The sequence below is a fragment of the Lunatimonas salinarum genome, assembly GCF_017811155.1.
Taxonomy (GTDB): Bacteria; Bacteroidota; Bacteroidia; order Cytophagales; family Cyclobacteriaceae; genus Lunatimonas; species Lunatimonas salinarum.
The window spans coordinates 199,996-225,873 of record NZ_JACVCV010000003.1; the positions used below are offsets into that span (position 1 = coordinate 199,996).

Here is a 25,878-nt window from a genome sequence, read left to right on the forward strand (position 1 = left end):
CAAAACCCCGTTGATTTAGAAAAACTCCTTTACCTTGTCGAAAATGCTTTTTTCTGATTTGCCCGGATTTGGCCTAAAATTCTCGGAACCTCTCAAAGACTCCAGCAGTTGACGCTCTTCTTTATTGAGTTCTTTCGGGGTCCAAACATTTACGTGAATCAATTGATCTCCTTTACCATATCCGTTTAACTCTTTAATGCCCTTCCCTTTAAGCCGAAGTATTTTTCCGCTCTGCGTACCTGGCTCCAGTTTTATTTTTACTTTTCCCTCGATTGTCGGCACCTCAATAGATGCCCCCAGTACCGCATCGATAAAACTAATGTATAAATCATACACTACATTATTCCCGTCTCGTATCAGGACATCGTCGCTAACCTCCTCGATCACTATCAGGAGATCCCCTGGGATTCCGCCTGGAATTTCATTTCCTTTGCCCGAAAGGCTCAACTGCATTCCCTCTCCGACGCCGGCCGGAATGTTGATTGGGATGATTTCCTCTGAAACTACCAGTCCTTGGTAATCGGCATTGGCGGGCTTCTTGTCCACAATTTTGCCACTGCCCTGACAGGTAGGACAGGTACTTGCCGACATCATTTGACCAAGCATCGTATTTACGACCTTTTTGACCTGCCCGGTTCCCTGACAGGTTGCGCAATTCTTGAAGGTAACACCTTCCGCCACCTTGTGCCGCTTTACTTTGATCTTCTTTTCCACACCATTTGCAACCTCACTCAAATTAAGCTTTAATTTGACACGGAGGTTGGTGCCCTTTTTGGAACGACGCGAACCCCCGCCGCCTCCGAAGAAAGAGTCAAATCCACCGCCACCAAAAATGTCCCCAAACTGGGAGAAGATATCCTCCATGTTCATACCCCCGCCGCTATAGCCTGCACCTCCCCCAACTCCCTGGTGTCCAAACTGATCGTATCGCTGCCGCTTCTCAGGATTGCTTAGCACTTCATAGGCTTCGGCTGCTTCCTTAAATTTCTCCTCAGCTTCGGGGTTGTCAGGATTTTTATCGGGATGGTATTTGATTGCCATTTTCCGATAGGCTTTCTTTATCTCTTCGGCACTAGCCCCTTTGGCTACGCCCAAAACCTCGTAATAATCTCTTTTAGCCATCTTTTTTATTGTCCTATTACAACTTTTGCGTACCTGACCACTTTTTCTCCTAGTAGGTAACCTCGCTCCACCACATCCACAATCTTGCCTTTCAAATCTTCCGAAGGAGCGGGTATCTGGGTGATGGCCTCGTGCATATCTGCATCAAATGGCTTCCCGATGAGGTCTTCCATTGGATGTAAACCTTTAGACGAAAGGGCTTTGACTAGCTTGTTATAGATAAGTCGCTTTCCCTCATCTGCAATCTCGCCAGATTCCTTTTCCTCTGCTTTAAGTGCTCGCTCAAAGTCGTCCAAAACCGGCAAAAGCTCCTTGATTACGTCTTCAGAGGCCGTCTTGATGAGCTCAAGCCTTTCCTTCGCTGTTCTTCTTCGGTAATTTTCAAACTCCGAATAGAGTCTGAGGTACTTCTCTTTCAATTCCGAATTTTCCGAAGTGAGCCTTTCCACTATCGTTGAAGATGTATCGCTTGTACCCGAAGCTTCCGCCTCAGCCTTTGTATCGTTTTCAAGTGTCGAATTGTCTTCCAAGGTTTCCTTTTCCTTAAGAACATCCTCTTGTTCCATATGTTCTTGCTCCGCCATATTCAATGAAGTTTTAACAGTTTCGATTTCCATTACAATTAGCCTGCCACAGCAAAAAAACCTGACAATCTGGCATTATTCGTGAATTTTTTGCCAGATCATATCTTTGAGTCGATCCAGATTTTTCCCGGTAACCGACGAAATAAAGACGTGGGGAACTTCTTGTGGAAGTTCTGCTTTCAACGCCTCAATCAGCTCATCATCCAATAGATCGGATTTTGAAATGGCTAACAAGTGCTGCTTGTCCAAGAGTTCCGGATTATACTTCCTCAATTCATTCACCAGAATGTTGTACTGCGACCCTAGATGCGCTGCATCTGCTGGAATCACAAATAGCAGAATGGAATTTCGCTCTATATGGCGCAAAAATCGCAATCCTAACCCTTTGCCCTCTGAGGCACCCTCTATGATCCCGGGAATATCCGCCATAACAAACGAGCGGTCGTCTCGGTAAGCCACCACGCCCAGATTGGGTACTAATGTCGTAAAAGGATAATCTCCGACCTCGGGCTTAGCTGCTGAAATACTCGACAACAAGGTCGATTTGCCTGCATTCGGGAACCCAACCAGTCCAACATCGGCCAGTAATTTCAACTCCAAAATAATCCATTCCTCAATTCCTGATTCCCCCGGCTGCGCAAAGTGCGGCGCTTGATTGGTAGCAGTCTTAAAATGGTCATTACCAAGACCTCCACGCCCTCCAGAGGTGAGAATATACTCCTGACCATCTTCGGTTATCTCGCAGCGGATATTACCTGTTTCGGCATCCCTTGCCACCGTACCCATGGGAACTTCTAGAATGACATCCTTTCCGTCTGCACCCTTTCGCCTCCCCCCTTCGCCACTCCGACCTGAATCGGCAATCACGTGCTTCTTATATTTGAGGTGAAGCAGGGTCCAAAGCTGCGCATTGCCCTTTAATATAATGTGTCCCCCTCTACCGCCATCCCCTCCATCGGGACCACCTTTGGGCACGTGCTTTTCCCTCCGGAAATGCACGGAACCTGCTCCTCCGGACCCAGAACGGGAACAAAACTTAACATAATCGATAAAATTGGAATCTGCCACCAGTGTGTTTGATTAAGTTGGATGGAAAACCGCCCTCTGCCAGCCTATCTCACGGGGTGGGAGATTGCCGATAGACACGGGGCCAAATAAAATTGGCTAAGCAATGATGCCTAGCCAATTTGAAACAAAGGTACTACTATTTTTTCGGCTATCAATAATTATCGATTACCTTACAAATTGCACTGAATATGCCATCTACGGTGCCTACACCCTCTACAGGACTCAGTTTCCCCTGCTGATCGTAATAATCAGCCACCGGAAGTGTCTCGTCCAAATAGACTTTAATTCGGTTGCTGATCTTCGCTTCATCCTGATCATCTACTCTACCAGACGTCTTACCCCGTTCTTTAATACGCTTTCGGAGCTCTTCTTCGGGCACTTCCAAGGAAATCATTCCAGAAATTGCCATACCTTTGGCCTTAAGCAATGCATCCAATGCTTCTGCCTGTGCAACAGTTCGTGGAAACCCATCAAAAATAAACCCGGTAGGGTCTTTGGTTTCATTTATCTTGTCATCGACCATCCCAATCACTACTTCATCCGGCACCAAATTGCCTTCATCCATGTATTTTTGGGCAAGCCTCCCCAAATCCGTCCCTTGTCCGAGATGCTTGCGGAACAAATCTCCGGTTGAAATATGGTCTATTTTATATTTGGCTATCAGCTTTTCACTCTGTGTACCTTTACCCGCACCGGGAGGTCCAAATAAAACGATGTTAAGCATACTCAATCACTATTTAATTGGTTAAAGAACTTTTTACTCTATTTCAAAACATATATTTCAGGCAAATTCCGGCCAAATCCATTGTAATCGAGACCGTAACCTAATACGAACTGATTTTGGATAGAAAAACCTACATAATCCAAAGATATGCCTTCCACTTCTAATGCGTCTGGCTTTTGCAACAAGGTAACAATGGAAACACTTGGAACACCCATCCCAGCCAGAACCTGGAGCAGGTATTCCATACTCCTTCCTGTATCCACAATGTCTTCTACCACAATGACCCGTTTCCCCTTCAGGTCATCCGTAACTTCCATTTTGGGTATGACCTTACCGGACGACTGCAATCCTTGGTAGGAAGATATCCTAATAAACGCCACTTCACAGGGGATGGTGAGGTGCTTTACCAAATCAGAAAAAAACATGAATGCGCCATTTAAAACCCCTAAAAGTACGGGAGGATCACCAGCAAATTCCTCATTTATTTTACCGGCGATTTCCTTGACGCGTTGCTGAATTTCGGAGGCACTTATGTACGGAACAAAATTCCGGTCTAAAATCTGAATCATAAAAGGAATTAAGGGTGCCTCTGTGGCAAGCTCTTGACAAATATAAAGAATATAAAAGGTAAACAAAACAAATTACCCGACAGTTAGAGGCGATCCATCAAGAACCTGTACAATTGAAGCATGGACTCAAAGTCTGTCCATATCACCCGCTCTCTTGGTGTATGCGCATTCTCCTGCGGAGCACCAATGAAACACCAGTCCACTGGATAGGGAGAATAATGGACCTCACGACCGTCGCTACTGCCATACGCCTCCACCTCTAATTGGTACGGGATTTCACTTTCATCAGCAAGTAACACCATTTTATTCAAAAAACTTCTCCGTGGGATGTGCTTATCTCTCAGGGAAATAACTACACCTTCTCCTGGCCTCACCCCCTCAGTAGCCCAGGTGATATCTGATATCAGGGCATTCTGTATGGGCCACCTCTCATAAATATATTTCATTAACAACGGAACTGCTCCCCCACCATGCTCCTCGTAGGTCGAAAACACCACCAATCCGTCCGTCAACTCCTCACAAAGCAGCAGCGCATTGTAAACCCCCAGCCGATTGTCTAAATAGGCACCCTCTATATACGAATCTGTGATTTCGACGTCCTGCCGATAGGTCAGGATGGTGCCGGGCAGAACCGGCCGCTTAAAGTCATGATACAAGTTGCCATCATCAACCAGAAGCCTACACGCGATCGAACCATAAGCATCCTCCCCTATTAGCGCATCCCCATCCAATACCTCCGGGCCGCCTACAGGAACCAACTGATTCGCATAACGGGCCATAAACCCTACCGTATCCATGTGGGCAAAAACCGCTGTCCGAGGATTACCGAACGCCAAAATCAAATTATCCTGAAGATTATCTCCAAAATGAACCTCCGGCGCAACCTTCCAAAACTTTCGACGTTTCAAAACATAATTTAACACAAAATCACGAACACGACGCTCGTCTCCAGAAACTCCAGACAGGTGCAGTAGCTCAATCAATAAGGGGTGGGTTGGCATAATTTGTGATGACCGGTTTTCTACAATTCGGATTATTAATTTAATTTTACAAAACAAAATGTGGAATAGTTTAGAGTTCTCGCAAAATATTCTACATTTGTAATTGGAATTGCTACTTCGAAACAAATCTTAATTCAAAACAATTTAAAAACTGAAAGTTGAAAAAAAATTTTTTACCATGAAAAAATTAATATTATCAACACTAATGGCTGGCGCTTTAGGGTTTGGAGCTCAAGCGCAAAACGACTTCAACAAGTGGTCTATTGATGTCAATGCTGGCTTCAATAACGCCATGGCTCCTCTAACTCCCGGCTACTACAGTCCAAATCCGTTAAATGTAGGATCTGCGGATATTGGAGTAAGGTACATGTTTAATGAAAAGTTTGGAGCGAAGTTAGATTATGGATTCGGTTCGTTCAGCAACGAGTCCAGCACTCCTTCATTTTCTTCGAACTATTTCCGGGCTAATTTGCAAGGTATTGCCAACTTGGGAAGAATCATGAGCTGGGAAACCTTCACTCGCCGTGTGAACCTTTTGGGTCACTTTGGCGCAGGTATCGGTAGAATGACTCCCCAAGAAGGTATATTTGCCGACGAACAAGATGATCAGTACAACTTCATCGTCGGTTTGACAAGTCAAGTAAAGTTGGGAGAGCGTGTAGCTTTGAATGGCGACATTAGCACCATCCTTGCGGGAAGACAAGATCTGGCTTTCGATGGCAATTCCAGAATTACACGAACTACTCCAGGTCACTACGGGGTTAACGGCGTATACTGGACAGGCACACTGGGTCTTTCCTTCTACTTAGGTAGTGGAAGCACCCACGCAGATTGGTATATCCGTGATAGCCAATATGCCACCAAAGAAGAGTTAGCTACCCAAATTGGTGAAATCAGAGACATGCTGAAAGATTCCGACGGAGATGGTGTTCCAGATTACTTGGACAAAGAACCCAACACCCCTGCCGGCGCTCGCGTGGATTCTCACGGTAGAACATTGGATTCAGATGGAGACGGTATTGCTGACCACTTAGATAAATGTCCATTTGTCCCCGGACCTGCATCTATGGACGGATGTCCTCCCGCTGACACCGTTGAAGAAGTAGATTACTTGAAAAAAGCAATCAACGACGGATACGTGAATGTGTATTATGCATTTGACAGCGCAAAACCACTTGGTTATTCTGCATCAGCTATTAACTACGTAGCCAACTTCCTTAAGCGAAATCCAGGAGTTAATGTAGAGTTGAAAGGTTATGCTGATGAGCTAGGCCCTGAGAACTACAACATGAAGTTATCTGAGCGTCGGGCTAAAGCAGTGTACGACGTTATGGTAGCCGCAGGAATAGATGCCTCTAGAGTATCTTACAAGGGATATGGAGAAGATACGAGTGTAGACAAAGCTTCTGCGGATGCAAGACAACTTGCGAGAAGAGTAAGCTTTGAAGTAAAGTAATCAATATTTGATATGTAGTGAAAACCCGATCTTTACAGATCGGGTTTTTTTGTTCAATTTTCCAGCGATGTTTGTATTAAACCGCGATAACTCCATAGCCAACCATTACTTGGCTGAATTAAGAAATACCGAGACCCAAACAAATCGATTGGTTTTTCGTAAGAACCTTGAACGTCTAGGTCAAATCATGGCTTACGAAATTTCAAAGGAACTTACGTACGAAACATCAACTATCAAGACGCCTCTAGCGGAAACAAAAATCCCACTGGCAGCGTCTCCTCCTGTTGTGATTGCGGTCCTGCGAGCAGCCATACCCTATTTTAACGGCGTTTTGAGTGTTTTTGACAACGCTGATAGCGGATTGATCGGCGCATTTCGAAAGGATCACCTGGAACACCAGCCTATAGAAATCGAATTGGGTTACCTTGCAGCACCGTCCATTGAAGGCAAGGACGTAATTCTGGTAGACCCCATGTTAGCTACAGGAAAATCGTTTGTCAAAAGCATCAACGCCCTGTTAAAACACGGTCGTCCAACTACCTTTCATCTTCTATCGGTCATTGCTGCACCTGAAGGTGTTGAATACCTTCAAAAAAGCCTGAAATCTCCATTCAAGATCTGGACATGTGCACTGGATGACCGGCTGGATTCCCATTCCTATATCATACCCGGTCTAGGAGATGCAGGCGATCTTTGCTTCGGTCCTAAACTCTCTTTCTAACACCAAATGATTTCTTACATTCTATTAACCGTCGGGCTGTTATTACTCTTGGCTGGTGGCAAGGTACTCGTAGATGGAGCGTCCGCCATTGCCGCCCGACTTGGGCTAAGTGCCGGATTAATTGGTCTGACCATCGTCGCATTTGGCACCTCGGCCCCCGAACTTCTGGTGAGCGTAACCGCCGCCCTAAAGGGAAATAGTGATATTGCCATCGGCAACGTCGTGGGGTCGAATATCGCAAATATCACCCTGGTACTGGGAATTACTAGCTTGGTTTTTCCGGTTGTGATCACTCGTTCCATCCTGAGGATGGACTATCTGTTCACGTTAATCACGACCGTATTTTTCTTTCTTTTATCCCTTAACGGCATCATTTCTTTTTTGGAAGGTCTTGTGCTGGTGGGCCTACTGGTGGCTGTAAATCTGTATTTTTTTAAAAAAATAGGGCGAGTGGAAATTAGCGATGAAGACACCATTGAGCTGAAAAAAAAATCGATATGGCTGTCCTTAGGATATGTGCTACTCGGTATACTCGGCCTTTATTTTGGTGCGGAATTATTCGTTGAAAACGGCGTTGATATTGCACAAACCCTCGGTGTCAGTGAACGGGTGATTGGCATTACCGTAATTGCAGTTGGAACCAGTCTTCCTGAACTCATCACATCGGTGATTGCTGCCCTAAAAAAGGAAACGGACATTGCTATAGGGAATATCCTTGGAAGCAACATGATGAACATACTTTCCATTATAGGAGTTACGGCTTTGGTTCGTCCCATACCTGTATCGCTCGATTTTATCTACAATGACTACCTTTGGATGATTGCGTTTACGGTATTGTTGTTTCCACTCATGCGACTGCGGTACAACCTATCCCGAATTGATGGGGGCATATTGCTTGGAGGCTACCTGATCTACATTTTCTTCCTCTTATGGTAGAATATCTTGCGACGTTTCTAGGCATCTATTTCCTATGCTTGTTTAAATTCATTGCCGGCCCAGTACTTGGCTATGCGGCTGGATATAGCGTCTTAGAAATAGAGCTGGTCACCGTATCGGGCATGATGACCTCTGTGGTGGCGTTTACCTTTGTTGGAGAATGGATAAAGCGAACGTGGACCATCAAAGTCCGGAAAAATCCCAAAAAATTCACCAAACAAACCCGAAATATCATTCGAATATGGCAAAAGTTTGGCGTTTGGGGAATTGCCGCACTTACTCCCATTTTACTAACTCCTATCGGTGGAACAGTAATTCTTACGTCATTCGGCATCCCAAAGAAAAAAATCATCTTCACCATGCTGATTAGTGCGTTGATCTGGGCGTTTATCTTTGGGATATCCATACATGAAATTCTGGACATCCCCTTTTTCAAGAGTTTGTTACCAACCTAAACAAATAGGAAAGCGGTATTCCCACTTTCCTATTTTAGCTTTGTTTCAACACCTTCTGTGGTTTTAAAGGACACTCGCCACCGTTGCCTTTAGGAAAACCGGTGTAAAAGGCCGTACCAAATCGATCTGCTCTCCTTTTAGGTACAAATCTTCCCGGATTTCTGAAGGAATAATTTGAATGGATCCATCATAGGCAGCAAATGAATACGCCAATACCTCGATCTCCGCTCCCTCTCTGACACCTCGTAGGCCATGATCCAAAAACGGCAATCCTCCAGCAGCCCCTATCGTAACGGATGGCCGGGAATTGGGGGTAGATTCAAAAGTCGCTTCTGTCTCGCCCAACTGGAAAAGCTCAAAATCAAAGGACACGTTACTGCTGTTGGAAGAAGCTGTTTTCTCCGCATCACCTGACTCCAATATCCTCCTGTATATTCCATCAGATATTTCTTCAAATCCCTCCAACTCATTTTCCGCTATATAATCCAAAATCAACTGCTCCTCCCGCTCCTTTAGCTCATCAAGTGTGTATTTTCGGGCAAACTTAAGACGAATAGTCAGATTTGAATTGGCAAGGATCAACTGCTGATACCCGTAGTTACCAAATGCCAAATAGGAGGGAGAATAGACCATTAGCTCCTCTCCGACACGGGATAATCCAGCTGCATAGGCGAAGACAACCGGCCATATTCCATCCATCGATTGCTTAAATATAATCGGCTCCTTTGTTTCATCCATATAAGATTTTATCAACTGACCGTCCAATGACCGGATTTCAAAATAAACGCCGACGAAATCATCGTTTACAATCTCCGCACCTTCCGCATTCTGATTGACTTTTTCATAATAAAATCCGACTTGCGTTTTAGTGGCAGCTAGTTGGTTACTCTCTATGTACCGCTCCAAAATGGCATCATCTCGCGCGATTACTTGATCCAACTCTGATTCCGACTCCTGCAAACATCCGGTAAGGGACAAGAAAACGAATGGTGCCGCAAGGTACTTAAACATTTGATTCATAATAAGGTAGTTATATTGATTTAATTTAGGTGCAATTGGCTAAAACAATCGGAATACGTAACGAATTATTTTCGAAGATTAAAGTTCATCCGCAGGTTCATTCCAGCAACCGAAAATTGTTGATTAACAAAGGTAAGGTCTCCAAGTGGCAATTTGTAAAAAGGTTCTAAGGAAATAAACGTTCCATTCTTCAAATTATACTCATAGCCAACCGACAGGTTCAACATACCTCCAAAATCAGCACCTGACCTACCTGCAGGACGGTAAACAGAAGTAAACTGCTCCACAGTGGGAGCAAAATTCAACCCTGAGGAAGTAGAGGTAAAAAAAGAACTTGTCTCAAAGGTTTCCGTGGCTGCTTGATCCAAATAAACCATGCTAGATAAACCGGTGATTAGAAACACACCCGCATTTTTTCTCTCCAAAAGCAGGTATTTCAAGTTTACCGGAATATCTATACTGGCCAAACTCAATTGGGAGGATGAGCCGAGAAAATTTGAACTGGCTCGAATGTTTTCCGCCATGGCCATTTGATCCGCCTTTGCGTAGGATGCCTGAGAAGCCATGACTACACTCGGAGACCGATCTGCATTTAGGTTCTGTCTGGCGTAGGTCATTCCCACATCCAATCGTAACTTTCGAGACAACGAAAACTCAGACATTACCCCGGCACCCAAATTCATCCCATTGACGGCATCGGAACTAGCCTGCGGAGCCACCACCAAGCCCAGCTTGACAGGTGAATTGGATTTTGCAGCCAATGGAGTCGTGGCCTCCTCATCCCCAGATGCCATCCATTTTTCCAGCACTTGCAGCGCCTCATTCACATCCATGGGAGCTGGACGGCTTTCGGCTGCATTAAAAAGCGTATCCGTCGGCATCACAAAGTCCCCTTTAGGTAGCATTTGATCGAGCTCAAAGCCTGATGGACGATCCTCTTCGATTTGAACAGCCAGCCGGTCTTCATAGGTTTCCAAATCACTCTTCTCCACAGAAGCTAGCTTATCTTCCGGTGAGGAACGCTCGGCGGAATTCGTTCGTATAGGTGTTCTACTTTGTGCTTTTGTGTCTTCTTCTCCCTGCTGATTGACCTCATCCGCAAACTGACGAAGCGTTGGCAAGGTATCTGACCCAGCTAAAGCCGGGCTTTCCCACCCGGACTCCTCCGCTTCAAATTTCCGTTCAGCCGCTTCGGAAAGTCTTTCGTCATCTAGCGCGTCCCCCCCTCCAAATGGTCCATAAACGAGCACCAAAAACAAACTAGCTGCCAATCCAGCCGTAATGAATGGCCATATCAGGCGCGCAGTTTTCCTTTCCGGCTTAAAGTAGGCACTGGATAATTTTTCCCATTGTGCAGGATCATATGGCTCCTCATGATGCGCAAAGGAGTCTTTAATTTTATCCACTAACCTCTTATCAAACTGCTCCTTCATTTTTTACATGGTTTAAAGCAATTACCTTCTCCCTCAACATACCCTTGGCCCTAGCCAGATAGGTCCGACAGGTACTCGAAGGTATATTCAAATGGGCTGCTATTTCATCGTGTTTGTAACCTTCGATTTCAAACATGTTAAAGATAATACGCAAGTTATCGGGCAGTTCGCCCAATAACCGAAGGATATCTTCCGTGGACAAATCATCTATTACACTCACATGATATGCTTCCACATCTATCTGTTCTATATCCACCATTCCCGAAAATCGGAGGTTTTTCCTGTAATAATCTACCGACGTATTGATCAATATCCGCCTCAACCAGCCTTTGAAGGAGCTCCCCCCTTTATATTGATCCAATTTATCAAACATCTTCAGAAAACTGTCATTCACAATCTCACACGCTTCGTCGCGATTACCCGAGTACCGCAAAGCCACACTCATGGCATACCCATAGAAATGCTTATAAAGCCTCTCGAGTGACTTTGGATCCCCTTTTCTAGCTTCTTGTATGAGATCTTGCTCCAAAAGAATTGATAATTATAGGACGTCGTTATTGTGTAGACGTACAGCGGCACGAAAACGCTACAAAGCTACTCAACTTTTTTTATTTCGTTTTTTCCATATGCTACCGGTAGCTATCGAATAATCACAGCGGTATCTTTTGATACTACCGATTATCTGCTATTTTTAAGTTTCCAATTAAGAACATTGTCTGGGGTTCGGACGTTTACTTTCTGGCTGCTTATGGGAAACAACATGAAATCGAGCATGACGCAAGCGACACACACTGGGATGACTATTAGCCATGCGAGATTCCATTTGACCGCTGAAAAACAATTATAGACACATGAAATCGAGCACGACGCAAGCGACACACGGAGGGACGATTGAAATTCGTGCGAGATTCCATCTGACCGCTAAAGAACAAATTATAAACAGATGAAATACCTACTTATTCTCTGTATCTGTTCGTTCAGTTACCACACATCCCTTGCGCAGCGGGAAGATGCGGGCAATTACGACTATGACCGAGAAGTATTATTCGGCATCAATAAAAACACCAATGGCGGCCTAATTGGAGGCATAAGCCTCAAAATAGGAAGCAGCATAGACGACAACCTTTTTCAGTTTTTCCAATTGGAATTGGCCAATGTGAAAAACCCCAAGGAAGTCAGATATAGCACTGCGTTGGGTAATAGCTTCATTTTTGGAAAATCCAATTACCTGTATGCCATCAGGCCACAGTACGGGAGAGAAATCATCATGTTTAAGAAAGCGCCCCACCAGGGTGTGCAGGTTTCCGCACTGGCCGCGGTTGGTCCTACCTTAGGTCTTGTGGCCCCCTACTATATCGAGGTCTATCAAAGCCGGACAGAAACCATTCGGCAACAATACAGCCCGGAACTACACCAAAGTAGATTTGACGTATTGGGGCCTGGCAGGCTATTCGAAGGTATAGGCGAATCAGAATTGGCCTTTGGCGCACATGCGAAGGCCGCATTGGCATTTGAATTTGGGTTTTTCAAGTCAAATGTTACCGGCTTGGAACTTGGCTACCTCCTGGAAGGTTTTAACAAAGAAATCGTGTTGATGCCAACTACGGAAAACCGCCAAATTTTCCAATCCGTTTATTTTACCTTATACTATGGGTTCAGAAGATAATATCCGGTTGGCAGGCCCTGCATTTATCTTTACCTTTGTACCTGACTTCATTTAAACTATGATCGAATTACCCGTTATTTCTGAGGAACAGACCAAGCGAAAGAAACCCGATTGGCTAAGGGTAAAACTGCCGGTGGGTAGAGAATACGCCAACGTAAGAAAATTAGTAGATCAGCATAAGCTTCACACCATCTGCGAAAGTGGAAATTGTCCCAATATGGGAGAATGTTGGGGTGCAGGTACTGCTACTTTTATGATTTTAGGGAATGTATGTACCCGTTCATGTTCCTTCTGTGCAGTAGCTACAGGAAGGCCCCCTGAATACGATACCGATGAGCCCCGAAGGGTCGCCGAAGCAATCCAACTGATGAAAGTAAAGCATGCAGTGATCACTTCGGTAAACAGGGACGAACTAAAGGATAGAGGAGCCGAAATATGGTATCAAACAGTAGTGGAAACCAAGAGGTTATCTCCGAACACCACTATAGAAACACTCATTCCTGACGTAAAATCCAACTGGGATGCACTGATCAGAATGATCGAAGCTGGACAGGAGGTGGTCTCACACAATATGGAAACGGTGGAAAGGCTCTACCGAAGGGTTAGACCTCAAGCTAAGTATGGCCGATCACTGGAACAGATACGACGAACCAAGGATTTTGGAAAACGCACAAAAACCGGCATCATGCTTGGGTTAGGCGAAAAAGTGGACGAAGTACACAAGGCTATGGATGACCTAGTTGCCCACGGATGTGATATTTTGACACTCGGACAATACCTACAACCTACCAAAATGCATATTGAAGTAGCCGAGTTCATTCATCCAGACCAATTTGCAGCTTACCGGGAAGAAGGACTCAAGCGAGGCTTAAAATACGTGGAGTCGGGACCGCTAGTGAGATCCTCTTACCACGCCGAAAGGCACGTAAATATTTGAGCTAAAAATAAAAAAGGTCTCCTGAGTTCGGAGACCTTTAATTTTTTTAAACTTGGACACTTATATATGCAGGGCCCTGTCACCGGTAGCAGCCAAACAGGCTTCCCTAAACACCTCCGTATAGGTTGGGTGAGCATGGGACATCCTCGCAATATCCTCAGCAGAAGCCCTAAACTCCATTGCCACCACCGCCTCGGCTATCATATCCGCTACACGTGGTCCGATCATATGCACTCCCAGAATTTCATCCGTTTTGGCATCCGCAAGTACCTTTACCAATCCATCCACATCTCCAGATGCCCTGGCTCGTCCGGATGCCATAAAAGGAAACTTACCTGTCTTGAAGGTGATCCCTTTTTCTCTAAGCTGCTCTTCAGTGTATCCCACTCCCGCAACCTCAGGCCAAGTATACACTACATTGGGAATGAGCAAATAATTGATATGGGGCTTTTGCCCCACCAATTGCTCCACTACAAACACGCCTTCTTCCTCTGCCTTGTGTGCCAACATGGCACCTTTTACCACGTCCCCTATTGCATAAATGGAATCTACGCTGGTTTTTAAGTGTTCATCGACCTCAATTTGCCCCCTATCATTGATCTTCACGCCCGCAGCTTCGGTATTCAACCCCTCTGTGTAAGGCTTCCTCCCAATTGAAACGAGCACATAGTCACCTTGCAACGAAATTTGCTCGCCCTTCGCATTGTCTGCCTTCACGGTGACTTCGTCGCCGTTTCGCTCCACGGCAGTCACTTTGTGCTTTAAATAAAATTCGATTCCAAGCTTCTTTAAAGACTTTTGAAGCTCTTTCCCCATCGTCCGATCCATGGTTGGAATCAACGAGTCCATAAATTCCACAACGGATACTTTTGCACCAACCCTTGCAAAAACAGACCCCAATTCGAGCCCGATTACACCCCCACCGATCACGATCAGGTGCTTTGGAACGCTGGTTAGGTTTAAGATTTCGGTAGAAGTAATAATCCGTTCCTTATCCAACTTGATAAATGGCAGCCCTGCCGGTTTGGAACCCGTGGCAATAAGGATATGCTTAGCTGTAATATCCTGAGAAGTCCCATCGCTCTTGGTAACCTTCACTGTAGTTTTGTTCACAAATGATCCGACACCTTGATGCACATCGATTTTATTCTTCTTCATCAGGTATTGGATGCCGTCCACATTTTGTTTCACCACTTCTGACTTTCGGTTGATCATCTGCGGCATATTTACCTTTAGATCTTTAAGATCAATCCCATGTGACGTAAAGGCATGAGCGGCGTTATGATAATGCTCAGAAGAGTCCAAAAGTGCTTTGGAGGGAATACAGCCCACATTTAAGCAGGTACCACCAAGCGTAGGATACTTTTCCACAATCGCTGTTTTTAAACCAAGCTGAGCGGCTCGGATTGCGGCAACATACCCTCCTGGTCCTGAACCAATTACTATAAGGTCGTACATATTTACTCGTTTTAATCCCTTTCCTTCTGCTACGAAGAGAGATAGTGAATGAATGAAAAAAAACCTTCAAAGCCAACGGCTCGAATGGCATTAAATAGCTCCCTTACACACCGATCAGCAAGCGGGTCGGATCTTCTAGAAGCTGCTTTACGCGTACCAAGAAACTCACCGACTCTCGCCCATCGATGATACGGTGGTCGTAAGATAACGCCAAATACATCATGGGCAATATCTTCACCTCACCATTTACTGCCATCGGCCGCTCCACAATATTGTGCATTCCCAAAATGGCCGATTGTGGGGCATTGATAATCGGTGTCGACATCATGGATCCGAATATACCGCCATTAGTTAGCGTAAATGTTCCCCCTGTCATCTCGTCGATGGTCAGCTTTCCGTCTCTGGCCTTAACGGCGAGACGCACCACTTCCTGCTCGATTTCAGCGAAAGACATTTTCTCCGCATTTCGAATGACGGGAACCACAAGACCCTTGGGAGAAGATACCGCAATGCTCACGTCACAAAAGTCGTGATAGATAATTTCATTTCCGTCAATCTGCGCATTGACCGCCGGCCATTCTTGCAAGGCCATACAGGCTGCCTTCGTAAAAAAGGACATAAAGCCCAGATTAACGTTGTATTTATCTTTAAACAGATCTTTATATTGCTTCCTTAAATCCATTATTGGCTTCATGTTTACCTCGTTAAAGGTGGTCAACATGGCCGTCTCGTTCTTGGCTGCGACCAAGCGCTTGGATATGGTCCTGCGCAAGGAAGACATTTTCTCCCTTCGCATATTTCGATCGCCTTCTACTACCGGGCTAGCAGACTTGGATTCAACAGGTGCGGAGCCAGCTGCTGCCTTTGCCGGCGCGATGGCTGCCTTTTGCGCACTTTCAGCATCTTCCTTCGTAATTCGACCGTCTTTACCGGTTCCCTTTACCGATGAGGCCTCTATACCCTTTTCGGCCAAAATCTTTGCCGCCGCAGGGGATGCATGTCCTGTCGCATAGCTTTCCTTACCTGCAACTTCACTGCGTTCCACACCCGGGGTATTCATGAGAGTTCCCTTGCTATCCCCTACCCCTGAACTGGGCTCTCCGCTTTCCACTATTTGACAGATCAGACCACCTATTTCCAACGTATCGCCTTCCTTTGCCACATGACGCAATATGCCGGATGCCTCTGCAGGCAATTCAAACGTGGCCTTGTCTGAGTCTACCTCTGCGATAATCTCATCAAGCTCCACATACTCCCCGTCGCCTTTCAGCCAAGTTGCCAATGTAACCTCTGTGATAGACTCACCTACCGTAGGCACCACCATATCCTTTACTTCGCCACTTCCTGTCTTTTTAGTCTCTGCCGATGTTTCAGCGGGCCCTTCCGGAGTCGATGGAGCCTGCGAACCTTCTGTGTCAATCTCACATATTACCGCTCCGATTTCCAAGGTGTCACCTTCTTGTCCTTTGATTTTAAGGACGCCAGCAGCCTCAGCGGCCAGTTCAAAAGTCGCTTTATCGGACTCTAGTTCGCAAATCACCTCGTCCATTTCTACATAGTCGCCATCATTTTTAAACCACTGGCCTATGGTTACTTCGGTAATGGATTCCCCAACAGCGGGAACCTTGATTGCTATACTCATGTGGTCTTCGCTTTAATTTAGAGCTACCAAAAGCTCGATCGTTTCTTTATATTAAACTAATTGAAAACTTAGATTACTGCCGATTTTCACGGAATATATAAAGCCTTCTCCAGAATCTGCCTTTGTTCTTCCTGGTGCACCTTGTTAAATCCGGTAGCGGGAGATGCGCTCGCCTTTCGCGCCACGACATTCATCGAAGGAAGATCCCTGAAAAGATTCCGAACCATATAAGCCCAATACCCCATATTTTCTGGTTCCTCCTGTACCCAGTAAATTTCAGCATCTCCAAACGCTTTCAATGCCTCCATTATCTGGTTTTTTGGTAGCGGGTGTAGCTGCTCCACACGTATGATTGCCACATTTTTGATCTTCTCCTTTTCCCTCAGTTCGTCCAGTTCGTAGTATATCTTACCGGAACATAAGACCACCCGGCGTACTTGCTTAGGATCTACCGTAGTATCCAGGATGGTTTCCTTAAACCTTCCGGAAGTAAATTCCTCCATCGGAGAAAACACCTTCGGATGTCTGAGCAAAGATTTAGGAGACATGACGATGCAGGGCTTTCGAAATTCCCAAGTCATCTGCCGCCTCAACATGTGAAAAAAGTTGGATGGCTCCGTAATATTGGCTACTACCACGTTATTTTCAGCTGCCAATTGCAAGAAACGCTCCGGACGGGCATTGGAATGCTCTGGGCCTTGCCCTTCATATCCGTGGGGAAGCAACATCACCAGCCCATTCATTTTTTGCCATTTAGACTCGCCGGAAGTGATAAATTGATCAATCATGGTCTGGGCACCGTTGGCGAAATCCCCAAATTGGGCCTCCCAAATTGTCAATGCATTTGGATTAGCCATCGCATACCCGTATTCAAAACCCAATACAGCATACTCTGACAACAGGGAATTATAAATATAAAACTTACCTCGACTATCCTTGAGCTCCTTTAGTGAATTGTAGGGTTTGTTCGTCACAGCATCATGAATAACCGCATGCCGATGCGAAAAGGTACCCCGCTGACAATCCTGACCAGTGATACGCACCGTTTTACCCTCCAAAAGCAAGGAACCATAAGCCAACAGTTCCGCTGCCGCCCAATTGAGAGACTTTGTCTTAAAAAACATCTCTTTTCGCTGCTTTACCTGAGCCTCGATTTGCTTAATGGGCTTGAATCCTTTTGGGATAACCGTGAGTGCATCCGCAACTTTCTTAATAGCCTCCTCTGAAATGCCCGTTGCAGGTGAAGCTTCAAAATCAGCTGCGGTGGCCCTTCTCAACTCCGACCATGCCTTCTCAAAAGCCGAATAGGTATAGGGAAGTGGCTTTTCCTTGACCATGTTCAGCCTATCTTGAAGCAATTGACGGAACTCCTGATCCATCTGCTTTGCAAGCTGTGCATCCACCGCTCCTTTTTCGAGCAATTTCTTGTTGTATATCTCTCTCGGATTGGGATGCTTGGAAATCACATTGTACAATTCGGGTTGGGTAAACTTCGGTTCATCCGATTCGTTGTGCCCATGTCGTCGGTAGCATACCATATCGACAAAAATATCCCTGTTGTATTTTTGCCGAAACTCCACCGCGAGTCTCGCCGCAAATACCACTGCCTCTGGATCATCCCCATTTACGTGAATGACCGGAGCATCGATAATCTTTGCGACATCTGTACAATATATGGAACTTCTTGCGTCGTCAAAATCCGTTGTAAAACCGACTTGATTGTTGATCACGAAATGGATCGTGCCTCCAGTGTAATATCCCTTTAGTCCGGACATTTGCGTGACCTCATACACAATGCCCTGCCCGGCAACAGCAGCATCTCCATGGATCAACACAGGAATCATCTTGTCGGCATCTCCATTGTACTGATGATCGATTTTAGCCCTCACAAAGCCTTCTACAACTGGATTTACTGCTTCCAAATGCGAAGGGTTAGGTGCCAACTTCAATATCATCAGCTTATCAGAAGTGGTAGGAACCTCACTGGAAAATCCCATGTGATATTTTACATCCCCATCTCCCATAGTCAGGTCAGGCTTTGCGGTACCTTCAAACTCAGAAAATATCTGCTCATAGGTCTTCCCCATGATATTGGCCAAAACATTTAATCTACCGCGATGGGCCATGCCTATCATCACTTCCTCCACACCCATTTCCGCGCCTTTGTTGATCATGGCATCCAGAAATGGAATCGTACTCTCGCCTCCTTCTAGTGAAAAGCGCTTCTGTCCAAGGTATTTGGTATGTAAAAAATTCTCAAACACCACCGCCTCGTTCAACTTGGCCAAAATCCGCTTCTTCTCCTCAATAGGTGGATTAAACTCCAGCGCCTCCTTTTCAATCTTGAGCCTGAACCAATCCAAAATTTCCGGATCCCGAATATACATGTATTCAAAACCCATGCTACCTTCATAGATCGTCTTGAGGGACTCGATAATCTTACTAAGCTTTGCATTGCCTATTCCGATTTCATTACCCGCCTGGAACTCCTTATCTAAATCCGAAGTATCCAAGCCAAAATCATCCAAGTCCAAAAGCGCTCTTCGATCCCTACGCTCCCGGACAGGGTTGGTTTTAGACCGAAGGTGACCCCTGGAACGGTAGGCATGAATAAATGCCCTAACCTTAATTTCCTTGGGTAGCTCCTCCATATCCATGATGGAACCCTTCGTCGCTAGATTTCCATTTACCGCAGTCTTTGAGGTCATTGAGGAAACTTCAGCCCCCCCCTCTTCGTCTTCACCATACTTCGTAATGGCAAAATCAAATCCATCAAAAAAAGCCTTCCAACTTGGATCAATTGCGTCTGGGTTCTTCTTGTAGCTATCATATAGTTCATCTATATAGGCTACATGTGCATTGGAGATATATGAATATTTATCCATTGTTTGTTAATTTCAGCTTCACAAAGCTATATAAATTTGCATTTCTTTAAAAACCGCTTATGCGAATACACGCATTTTATTGATAATCAATCTTATCAGAATTAGCGTTCCGATGATTATTCTGTTTTACCACATAATTCATTGATTTTGATCAGGGATGCTGCAATATGAGATACTTGGTTTGGTAAACGATGCCAAGTATCATCTGCTTTTTAGCGCATAAACAATGAAAATTTTTAGATTCATCGCAAATAGGGAAAGCTAAGTGGATTTGGATATTCAAAACGAAACCCAGAAACCATTATTTTCTGTGGCGAAATTTCCTTCCACGATTCATCCGGTGGGGCATAGCTTGCCGGCGGATCAAACCCCAACGAAGCTGCATTGGATTCATAAACAGCTGATTTCACCGGATGTTCTGGTGCCACCACATTAAAAACCTCCCCCCAAAGCCCCTTGCTAATCACCCATTCAACCGCCCTGACTGCATCAAATCGATAAACGTAATTTGCTGGCGCATGTCCAACTACTCCTGATTTTCCAGAAAAATACCTGCCGGGAACCCGATTATCCCCTAACAGCCCTCCAAACCGAATAATGGTAAGCTGGTCTCCCCATTGCTTTCGTAGGATCTGTTCGGCATGAAACAAGGCAGGATTGGCAGTCGTGCTTTCCGTCAGTGGATCCTCCTCCATGGCCACCTGATTCCGATTAGGGTAAACCGACGTAGCACTTACGTAGATTACCCGCTTTGTATCGCCTTGTTTGGCTAATATATTCACGTGCTTAATCTGATCAATATGAAAAGAATCGGGTTTGGTACGCCTGGATGGAGGAATGTTTATATAAAGGATATCCGTATCAAAAAGTCTCTCATAGCCCTCACCTTTCGGCTCTGGACCAAGTTCAAAGAGACAGGCATCAACACCTCTATTACGAAATTCCAACCATTTTTCTCTATTGGTGGTGGAGCCGATCACAGCATGCCCGTTCTTACGAAGAGACATGTAAAGGGGTTCACCAATCCAACCAAGTCCCAATATACTAATGTCCATATGTTGATAATTATGTGTATACGATCACATCCCATTCAAATCCCCCAAGCGACCGGTTCAAAAACTGAAGAACCCACTAGCAGAAACCATAAAAAAAGGCTGAACGGGTCAGCCTTTTTTTATGGTTTACTTCTTTGGCATGGTACCAAAAACATAATCCCAAATGGGTGTGCTTACACCAAACGCCACGTCAGGGTCTTTATAGTGGTGAATCGCATGATTTACCCAAAGGACTTTAAGGAAATTTTTGGGTGGTTGAAATGCGTGAACGATATAGTGAACCCCTAAATAGCCTGCATACCCTACCAAAAATCCCGGAAGGAAATAAAATGCGGATTCCCCCATGATAAAATCAAACACAAAATACAAAACCACTGCGTACATAGCGGAAATAAACGGGGGCATAGCCAACCTATCCTTGTCCTTGGGATAGTCATGATGCACACCGTGCATCGAATATTGCATTTTATCCTTAAGATGGGTATCCGGTTCCATGTGGTACAAATACCTGTGCATGATGTATTCTACCAGTGTAAACGTGAGAAAGCCACCTATCAAGAGTAAAATCGCTCCCAAAAAGCTAATTTCCGTGGTCGTTACCCCCCAATAGAGCGAATAAATCCCCATCCCTATAAACATCGCTATCGGCACGCTGATATGCGTTCGGCTGATTTTTTCCAAAACGGGGTTGGCAAACATTCGTGCGGATCCATTGTTATCCGGTCTTTCCAATCTACCTATTTTCTTCATCCTTTTGACAGTTTTTCCAAAATAACCACTCACCACCCAACCAATGGACGGTTTCTCCTTTTATAATACTTTCTTTAACTTTTTTAAAGATGCAAATTAAACGTATTTGCTACCTAAAGTGGTTTCATTTTTCCGCGAAAATAAAAATGATATTTCTCATTTTGCCAGCTCCAAAACCGCATTTTCGATTGTCTTTTGATAAAAAGTCTCATAAAGAGGCAAAATTCTTGAGACATCAAAGTCTTTTGCCCTGGCCAACGCATTTTCCTTAAAGCGAGGTAAATTTTCATCCGCCAAAATTTCCAGTGCCCTTAGAGTCATTGTATCGATGTCTCCTACCTCGCATACGTACCCTGTGACTCCATCCAGGTTCAATTCCGGTATCCCACCCGCATTGGAAGAAAGCACAGGCACTTCACAAGCCATCGCCTCCAGCGCGGCAAGTCCGAAACTTTCCTTCTCAGAAGGCATTAGGAACAAGTCGGCTAACGAAAGCACCTCTTCTACCGCCTCCAATTTGCCTAAAAACCGAACATCCTCGCACGTCTCATACTGCCGGCACAGCCGCTCCATTTTGTCCCGTTCAGGTCCATCCCCTACGAGAAGCAGCTTCACAGGCATCACTTTTCGCACCTCCTTAAATACTTTTATGACGTCCTCTACACGCTTTACCTTTCTAAAATTGGAGGTATGCACCAGTAATTTTTCGCCATTCGGACAGATCGCACGCTTGAAATGTTCCTTCTTTTGACGCTTAAATCGCTCCAAATCAATAAAATTGGGAATCACTTCTATATGCCGCCTGACATCAAAATGTTCTAAAGTCGCCTTTTTCAAGTCCTCTGAAACAGCAGTGACACCATCCGACTTATTAATGCTGAAAGTCACCACCGGTTCGTAGCTCGGATCCTTGCCTACTAATGTAATGTCGGTACCGTGAAGGGTAGTAACTACCGGTATGTGAACCCCTTGTTCTCTTAGTATTTGTTTGGCCATGTAGGCCGCAGAGGCATGGGGAATCGCGTAATGCACATGAAGCAGGTCAAGTTCTTCATACTTGACCACATTCACCATCTTACTCGCCAACGCCAGCTCATAAGGAGCATGGTCAAACAACGGATAACTCTTGATGTCGACTTCGTGGTAGAATAAATTTTCATTAAAAAAATCTAATCGGGAAGGCTGACTATACGTGATAAAATGGATTTTATGCCCTTCTTTGGACAATGCTTTACCCAACTCCGTAGCCACTACCCCGCTGCCACCAAAGGTCGGATAACAAACGATCCCAATCTTCATAGTTATTTTGTGTCTAAATTCAGGTTGTTAACACCAAAACACCCCTGATTTGTTCAATTACCTGCCAATAGAAATGGGCGACTGAAAGACCGGTACACAATATCATGTACTTCCCCCCTTATTTTATCCTTATTGATCAGGTTATTTCCGGCATTTGGATTTACGCGGTTGGACAGAAAAACAAACACCAGCTCATTAGCGGGATCCGCCCAAACGGCTGTCCCGGTAAATCCCGTATGTCCAAAGCAATCCTTGGGCGCTAACTTCCCTACTGCAGCCCGTTTAGCTGGATCAGGATCCGGGCGATCCCAACCCCAACCCCTGCGATTGTACGGCGATTGTTTATTCGTAAAAGCCTGGACCGTCTCGGAATCATAGAATTCCAAGTAACCGTATTTCCCTCCCTGAAGCATCATCTGCATCAAAACCGCTGCATCATTGGCTGTGCCGAATAGTCCTGCATGCCCTGCCACGCCTCCCAACATAGCCGCACCTGGATCATGAACATATCCCTGCACCAGCGCTTTTCTAAAAAGCCTATCTTCTTCAGTGGGAGCTATGTCAGCCGTATCAACCTGCCTTAAAGGCTGATAACCGAGTCGGTAAGTACCCAAAGGCTCAAAGAAATTTTGCCTTAAAAACTCATCCATTGGCTGCCTGGTGATATCTTCGATCATTCGTTTTAATAAATACATCCCTACATCCGAATAGGTATAGGAGTACCGATGGCCATCCCTTGTTCCCGATCGCTTGAGATTAGATTGCACCGTCCATTTCCAAACGGAATCTGGAAGCGATTTATGGGCATACATGTTTTGGGAAACGGGCAGACTAAACTCGTCTGTGGGCGTTGGACTATAAAACTCCGGCTTCCAGTTTCCTCCCTGAATGGTTTGGTCATGATGGGGAATCCAACCCAATAACCCAGCCTCATGGGTCATGATATCTCCAAGCCGCAACCGTTCCTTGTTGGTACCTCGCAACTCCGTCAAATAATTACCAATGGGGTCATCCATTTGAATAATGCCTCTACTCCTCAAAAACATCATCACTTGGGTCGTGGCCATCACTTTAGTCAACGATGCCAAGTCATATAAGGTCCCTGGCATGACTCGCTTCGACTGGGTATAATCCAAATGCCCATAGCCCTTTTCAAATACCACCTTTCCCTGTTTGGCTACTAACACCACTCCTCCCGGAAAGGCCCGCTTACGAATGGATGATTCCATCAAATCATCAATCTGCATCAAAACCCGGCTATCCATCCCCACCGATTCTGGAGCTGCATAGGCTAGCCTCGGGATCTTTGAGGTTTCGCAGCCCATTCCTTGAAGCAAACTACTACTGAGACTCACCGGCAATGTTCCGGTGCTCGGTCTGGCGCCAAAGAGCACCTGGGGCACGAGTTTTTCCGTAAATTCGTTTTCCTCGTAAGCCAAAACCAAATTAGGCAGCGATTCGAAATTTCTAGCAGCATAGGCATTTCCAAACACAACGGTAATCACCCGGTGGGTTTCACTCAATCGCTTAATTAACCGTACATCAGCCTCCTGAATTCCAAAGTTACGACGCGGGTTATTGGTCACGCCCATTACTCCTACCACAATGGTACCGTATTCTTTCAGATTTTCTTCCAGTGCCTTAAAATTATCAAGGTTACTGTTTGACCTTAGCGTGTAGTGTGAAAATTGACCATACTTGCTAAGGTATTCTTTGAATAGCTCTCCCCTACCACCAATGGTGAGCGATGCCATGCGCTGCGTATCCACATGGCGGACAGGAATGTCTACATGATCATTTTTGGCCACCGTAATGGATGAAGCATAAAGCTGCTCAATGAGCGCCTTCGTACCGAAAGTACTTATCCGCTCTACCATCCGGTGCGGATTTATCTGCTGGACGCGATCCAAACCTGCCCAATACTTTGCATGTAGTATCTTCTTAACCCTGTTATCTATTTCCTCCTCAGTCAACTCTCCTCGCTGAACAGCCTCCATAATAAGCGCCTTGGATCTGGGAACATTTTCAGAGTACAGCAGCACGTCGTTGCCCGCTTTCAACGCCATGAGATCCACCTCTCCAGGAGGATACAAACTGCTCACCCCTTTCATATTTAAGGCATCTGTAAAAATAAGACCCTTAAATTGCATCTCTTCTTTTAACAGATCGGTCACCACGCGCGGCGAGAGAGTGGTTGGCTGCTTGGCTTCACTTCCCAGGCTGGGGACGTGCAAATGGGCAACCATTACACTCATCAGTCCTTCCTTAAATAACTCCCTGTAGGGGTAGAGATCAATATCCAAAATATGTGATCTGGACTTATGGATAACCGGGGTAGTATAATGGGAATCTGAATTGGTGTCTCCGTGGCCCGGAAAATGCTTGGCATTGGCCATGATCCCGTTATCCTGCATCCCTTTCATATACGCAACAGACTTTCTGCTAACCCTTTCCTTTTCCTCCCCAAAAGCACGGTAGCCAATCACGGGATTGTCAGGATTTGAATTTACATCTACTACGGGGGCAAAATTAATATGCATGCCCAGTTCCTTAAACTGCCTCGCAATTTCTTCTCCCATTTGATAAATCAATTGGTCATGTGGGCTTGCTCCGAGTGTCATTTGTTTCGGAAACTGCAAGACACTATCCAAGCGCATCCCGGGTCCCCATTCGGCGTCCATTGCAATGAAAAGTGGGACCCTAGAGACCGACTGGTAATGATTGGTCAAATGGGCCTGCCGCACCGGCCCTCCCTGAAAAAAGATCAGTCCTCCTAGCTTCTGCTCCTGAATCAACCGGGTCAGTTCATCCTTATGCCTTTGGTCTTTATTTGAGTACGCAGCCACCATAAAGAGCTGACCGAGCCGGTCTTCAAAAGACAAACTGTTAAACACGCTGTCAACCCATTCGGCCTGCCGCTGATCGTCCTTACTTAACAGCGGATCCCGCGGGTCTACCTTCCTCTCTCCTATCGCAGACACCACCTGTATCCAACAAAATAGGATAACCACTGCTACACAAACTTTTTGAGACATGAAACCGTTTAAATTTTATCCGAAATAAATTTAAGTTTAGCTTTGTAGGATATTGGCTTTTG

The 25,878-nt window shown here is 45.4% G+C and carries 22 protein-coding genes; 6 read left to right on the forward strand and 16 right to left on the reverse strand.

The features are described 5' to 3' along the window. Positions 1 to 15 precede the first annotated feature (15 nt). The 6 genes from dnaJ to IAQ59_RS04660 all read right to left on the reverse strand — a co-directional run bounded on the left by dnaJ (position 16) and on the right by IAQ59_RS04660 (position 5,068). A complete protein-coding gene (dnaJ, locus tag IAQ59_RS04635; RefSeq protein WP_209329618.1) occupies positions 16 to 1,122 on the reverse strand; it encodes a molecular chaperone DnaJ in 1,107 nt (368 codons plus the stop codon). A gap of 5 nt (positions 1,123 to 1,127) precedes the next feature. After that, positions 1,128 to 1,706 carry a nucleotide exchange factor GrpE gene (locus tag IAQ59_RS04640; protein ID WP_209329619.1) on the reverse strand — a complete coding sequence of 193 codons (579 nt, stop codon included), beginning with the start codon at positions 1,704 to 1,706 and terminating at the stop codon, positions 1,128 to 1,130. 75 nt (positions 1,707 to 1,781) lie between these two features. Continuing rightward, positions 1,782 to 2,774, reverse strand: coding sequence for a GTPase ObgE (gene obgE, locus IAQ59_RS04645; RefSeq protein ID WP_209329620.1), 993 nt, complete (start codon positions 2,772 to 2,774; stop codon positions 1,782 to 1,784). Between the two features lie 151 nt (positions 2,775 to 2,925). Next, positions 2,926 to 3,498, reverse strand: coding sequence for an adenylate kinase (locus IAQ59_RS04650; protein ID WP_209329621.1), 573 nt, complete (start codon positions 3,496 to 3,498; stop codon positions 2,926 to 2,928). Positions 3,499 to 3,536: 38 nt separating this feature from the next. Further along, positions 3,537 to 4,067: a hypoxanthine phosphoribosyltransferase gene (gene hpt / locus IAQ59_RS04655; RefSeq protein WP_209329622.1), complete on the reverse strand. Its 531-nt coding sequence runs from the start codon at positions 4,065 to 4,067 to the stop codon at positions 3,537 to 3,539. A gap of 83 nt (positions 4,068 to 4,150) precedes the next feature. Beyond that, entirely contained in the window at positions 4,151 to 5,068 is a 918-nt protein-coding gene (locus tag IAQ59_RS04660) for an aminopeptidase (RefSeq protein ID WP_209329623.1), read from the reverse strand. Positions 5,069 to 5,246: 178 nt separating this feature from the next. Here IAQ59_RS04660 and IAQ59_RS04665 point away from each other — a divergent pair, with 178 nt between their 5' ends. The 4 genes from IAQ59_RS04665 (at position 5,247) to IAQ59_RS04680 (ending at position 8,636) form a co-directional block, all read left to right on the forward strand. Beyond that, a complete protein-coding gene (locus IAQ59_RS04665; RefSeq protein WP_209329624.1) occupies positions 5,247 to 6,524 on the forward strand; it encodes an OmpA family protein in 1,278 nt (425 codons plus the stop codon). A 67-nt stretch (positions 6,525 to 6,591) separates the two neighbouring features. Then, positions 6,592 to 7,245: a uracil phosphoribosyltransferase gene (gene upp / locus IAQ59_RS04670; RefSeq protein WP_209329625.1), complete on the forward strand. Its 654-nt coding sequence runs from the start codon at positions 6,592 to 6,594 to the stop codon at positions 7,243 to 7,245. A gap of 6 nt (positions 7,246 to 7,251) precedes the next feature. After that, complete coding sequence (locus tag IAQ59_RS04675) at positions 7,252 to 8,181, forward strand: calcium/sodium antiporter (protein WP_209329626.1); 930 nt, start codon at positions 7,252 to 7,254, stop codon at positions 8,179 to 8,181. After that, positions 8,175 to 8,636: a hypothetical protein gene (locus tag IAQ59_RS04680; RefSeq protein ID WP_209329627.1), complete on the forward strand. Its 462-nt coding sequence runs from the start codon at positions 8,175 to 8,177 to the stop codon at positions 8,634 to 8,636. The genes IAQ59_RS04675 and IAQ59_RS04680 overlap by 7 nt, the downstream gene beginning before the upstream one ends. 63 nt (positions 8,637 to 8,699) lie before the next feature. On the opposite strand, the gene IAQ59_RS04685 is transcribed toward IAQ59_RS04680, so the two are convergent. The 3 genes from IAQ59_RS04685 to IAQ59_RS04695 form a co-directional block, all read right to left on the reverse strand. Next, positions 8,700 to 9,656, reverse strand: coding sequence for an FKBP-type peptidyl-prolyl cis-trans isomerase (locus tag IAQ59_RS04685; protein ID WP_245189434.1), 957 nt, complete (start codon positions 9,654 to 9,656; stop codon positions 8,700 to 8,702). A gap of 65 nt (positions 9,657 to 9,721) precedes the next feature. After that, positions 9,722 to 11,089: an outer membrane beta-barrel protein gene (locus tag IAQ59_RS04690; protein WP_209329628.1), complete on the reverse strand. Its 1,368-nt coding sequence runs from the start codon at positions 11,087 to 11,089 to the stop codon at positions 9,722 to 9,724. Continuing rightward, positions 11,073 to 11,618, reverse strand: coding sequence for an RNA polymerase sigma factor (locus IAQ59_RS04695; RefSeq protein ID WP_209329629.1), 546 nt, complete (start codon positions 11,616 to 11,618; stop codon positions 11,073 to 11,075). The genes IAQ59_RS04690 and IAQ59_RS04695 overlap by 17 nt, the downstream gene beginning before the upstream one ends. A 414-nt stretch (positions 11,619 to 12,032) precedes the next feature. On the opposite strand from IAQ59_RS04695, the gene IAQ59_RS04700 reads away from it, so the two are divergent. Beyond that, positions 12,033 to 12,755: a hypothetical protein gene (locus IAQ59_RS04700; protein WP_209329630.1), complete on the forward strand. Its 723-nt coding sequence runs from the start codon at positions 12,033 to 12,035 to the stop codon at positions 12,753 to 12,755. Positions 12,756 to 12,813: 58 nt separating this feature from the next. Beyond that, positions 12,814 to 13,692 carry a lipoyl synthase gene (lipA, locus tag IAQ59_RS04705; protein WP_209329631.1) on the forward strand — a complete coding sequence of 293 codons (879 nt, stop codon included), beginning with the start codon at positions 12,814 to 12,816 and terminating at the stop codon, positions 13,690 to 13,692. A gap of 60 nt (positions 13,693 to 13,752) precedes the next feature. Here the strand turns inward: lipA and lpdA are convergent, their stop codons facing one another. The 7 genes from lpdA to IAQ59_RS04740 all read right to left on the reverse strand — a co-directional run bounded on the left by lpdA (position 13,753) and on the right by IAQ59_RS04740 (position 25,816). Then, entirely contained in the window at positions 13,753 to 15,150 is a 1,398-nt protein-coding gene (lpdA, locus tag IAQ59_RS04710; RefSeq protein WP_209329632.1) for a dihydrolipoyl dehydrogenase, read from the reverse strand. 103 nt (positions 15,151 to 15,253) lie between these two features. Further along, positions 15,254 to 16,792, reverse strand: coding sequence for a 2-oxoglutarate dehydrogenase complex dihydrolipoyllysine-residue succinyltransferase (gene odhB / locus IAQ59_RS04715; RefSeq protein ID WP_209329633.1), 1,539 nt, complete (start codon positions 16,790 to 16,792; stop codon positions 15,254 to 15,256). 86 nt (positions 16,793 to 16,878) lie between these two features. Beyond that, positions 16,879 to 19,677, reverse strand: coding sequence for a 2-oxoglutarate dehydrogenase E1 component (locus IAQ59_RS04720; protein WP_209329634.1), 2,799 nt, complete (start codon positions 19,675 to 19,677; stop codon positions 16,879 to 16,881). 242 nt (positions 19,678 to 19,919) lie between these two features. Next, positions 19,920 to 20,732 carry a Rossmann-fold NAD(P)-binding domain-containing protein gene (locus IAQ59_RS04725; protein ID WP_209329635.1) on the reverse strand — a complete coding sequence of 271 codons (813 nt, stop codon included), beginning with the start codon at positions 20,730 to 20,732 and terminating at the stop codon, positions 19,920 to 19,922. 126 nt (positions 20,733 to 20,858) lie between these two features. After that, the gene (locus IAQ59_RS04730) at positions 20,859 to 21,482 is read right to left on the reverse strand and encodes a sterol desaturase family protein (protein WP_209329636.1); all 624 of its coding nucleotides are present in this window, start codon (positions 21,480 to 21,482) and stop codon (positions 20,859 to 20,861) included. Between the two features lie 156 nt (positions 21,483 to 21,638). Then, positions 21,639 to 22,781 carry an N-acetyl-alpha-D-glucosaminyl L-malate synthase BshA gene (bshA, locus tag IAQ59_RS04735; RefSeq protein WP_209329637.1) on the reverse strand — a complete coding sequence of 381 codons (1,143 nt, stop codon included), beginning with the start codon at positions 22,779 to 22,781 and terminating at the stop codon, positions 21,639 to 21,641. Between the two features lie 53 nt (positions 22,782 to 22,834). Further along, complete coding sequence (locus tag IAQ59_RS04740) at positions 22,835 to 25,816, reverse strand: serine hydrolase domain-containing protein (protein WP_209329638.1); 2,982 nt, start codon at positions 25,814 to 25,816, stop codon at positions 22,835 to 22,837. Positions 25,817 to 25,878 lie beyond the last annotated feature (62 nt).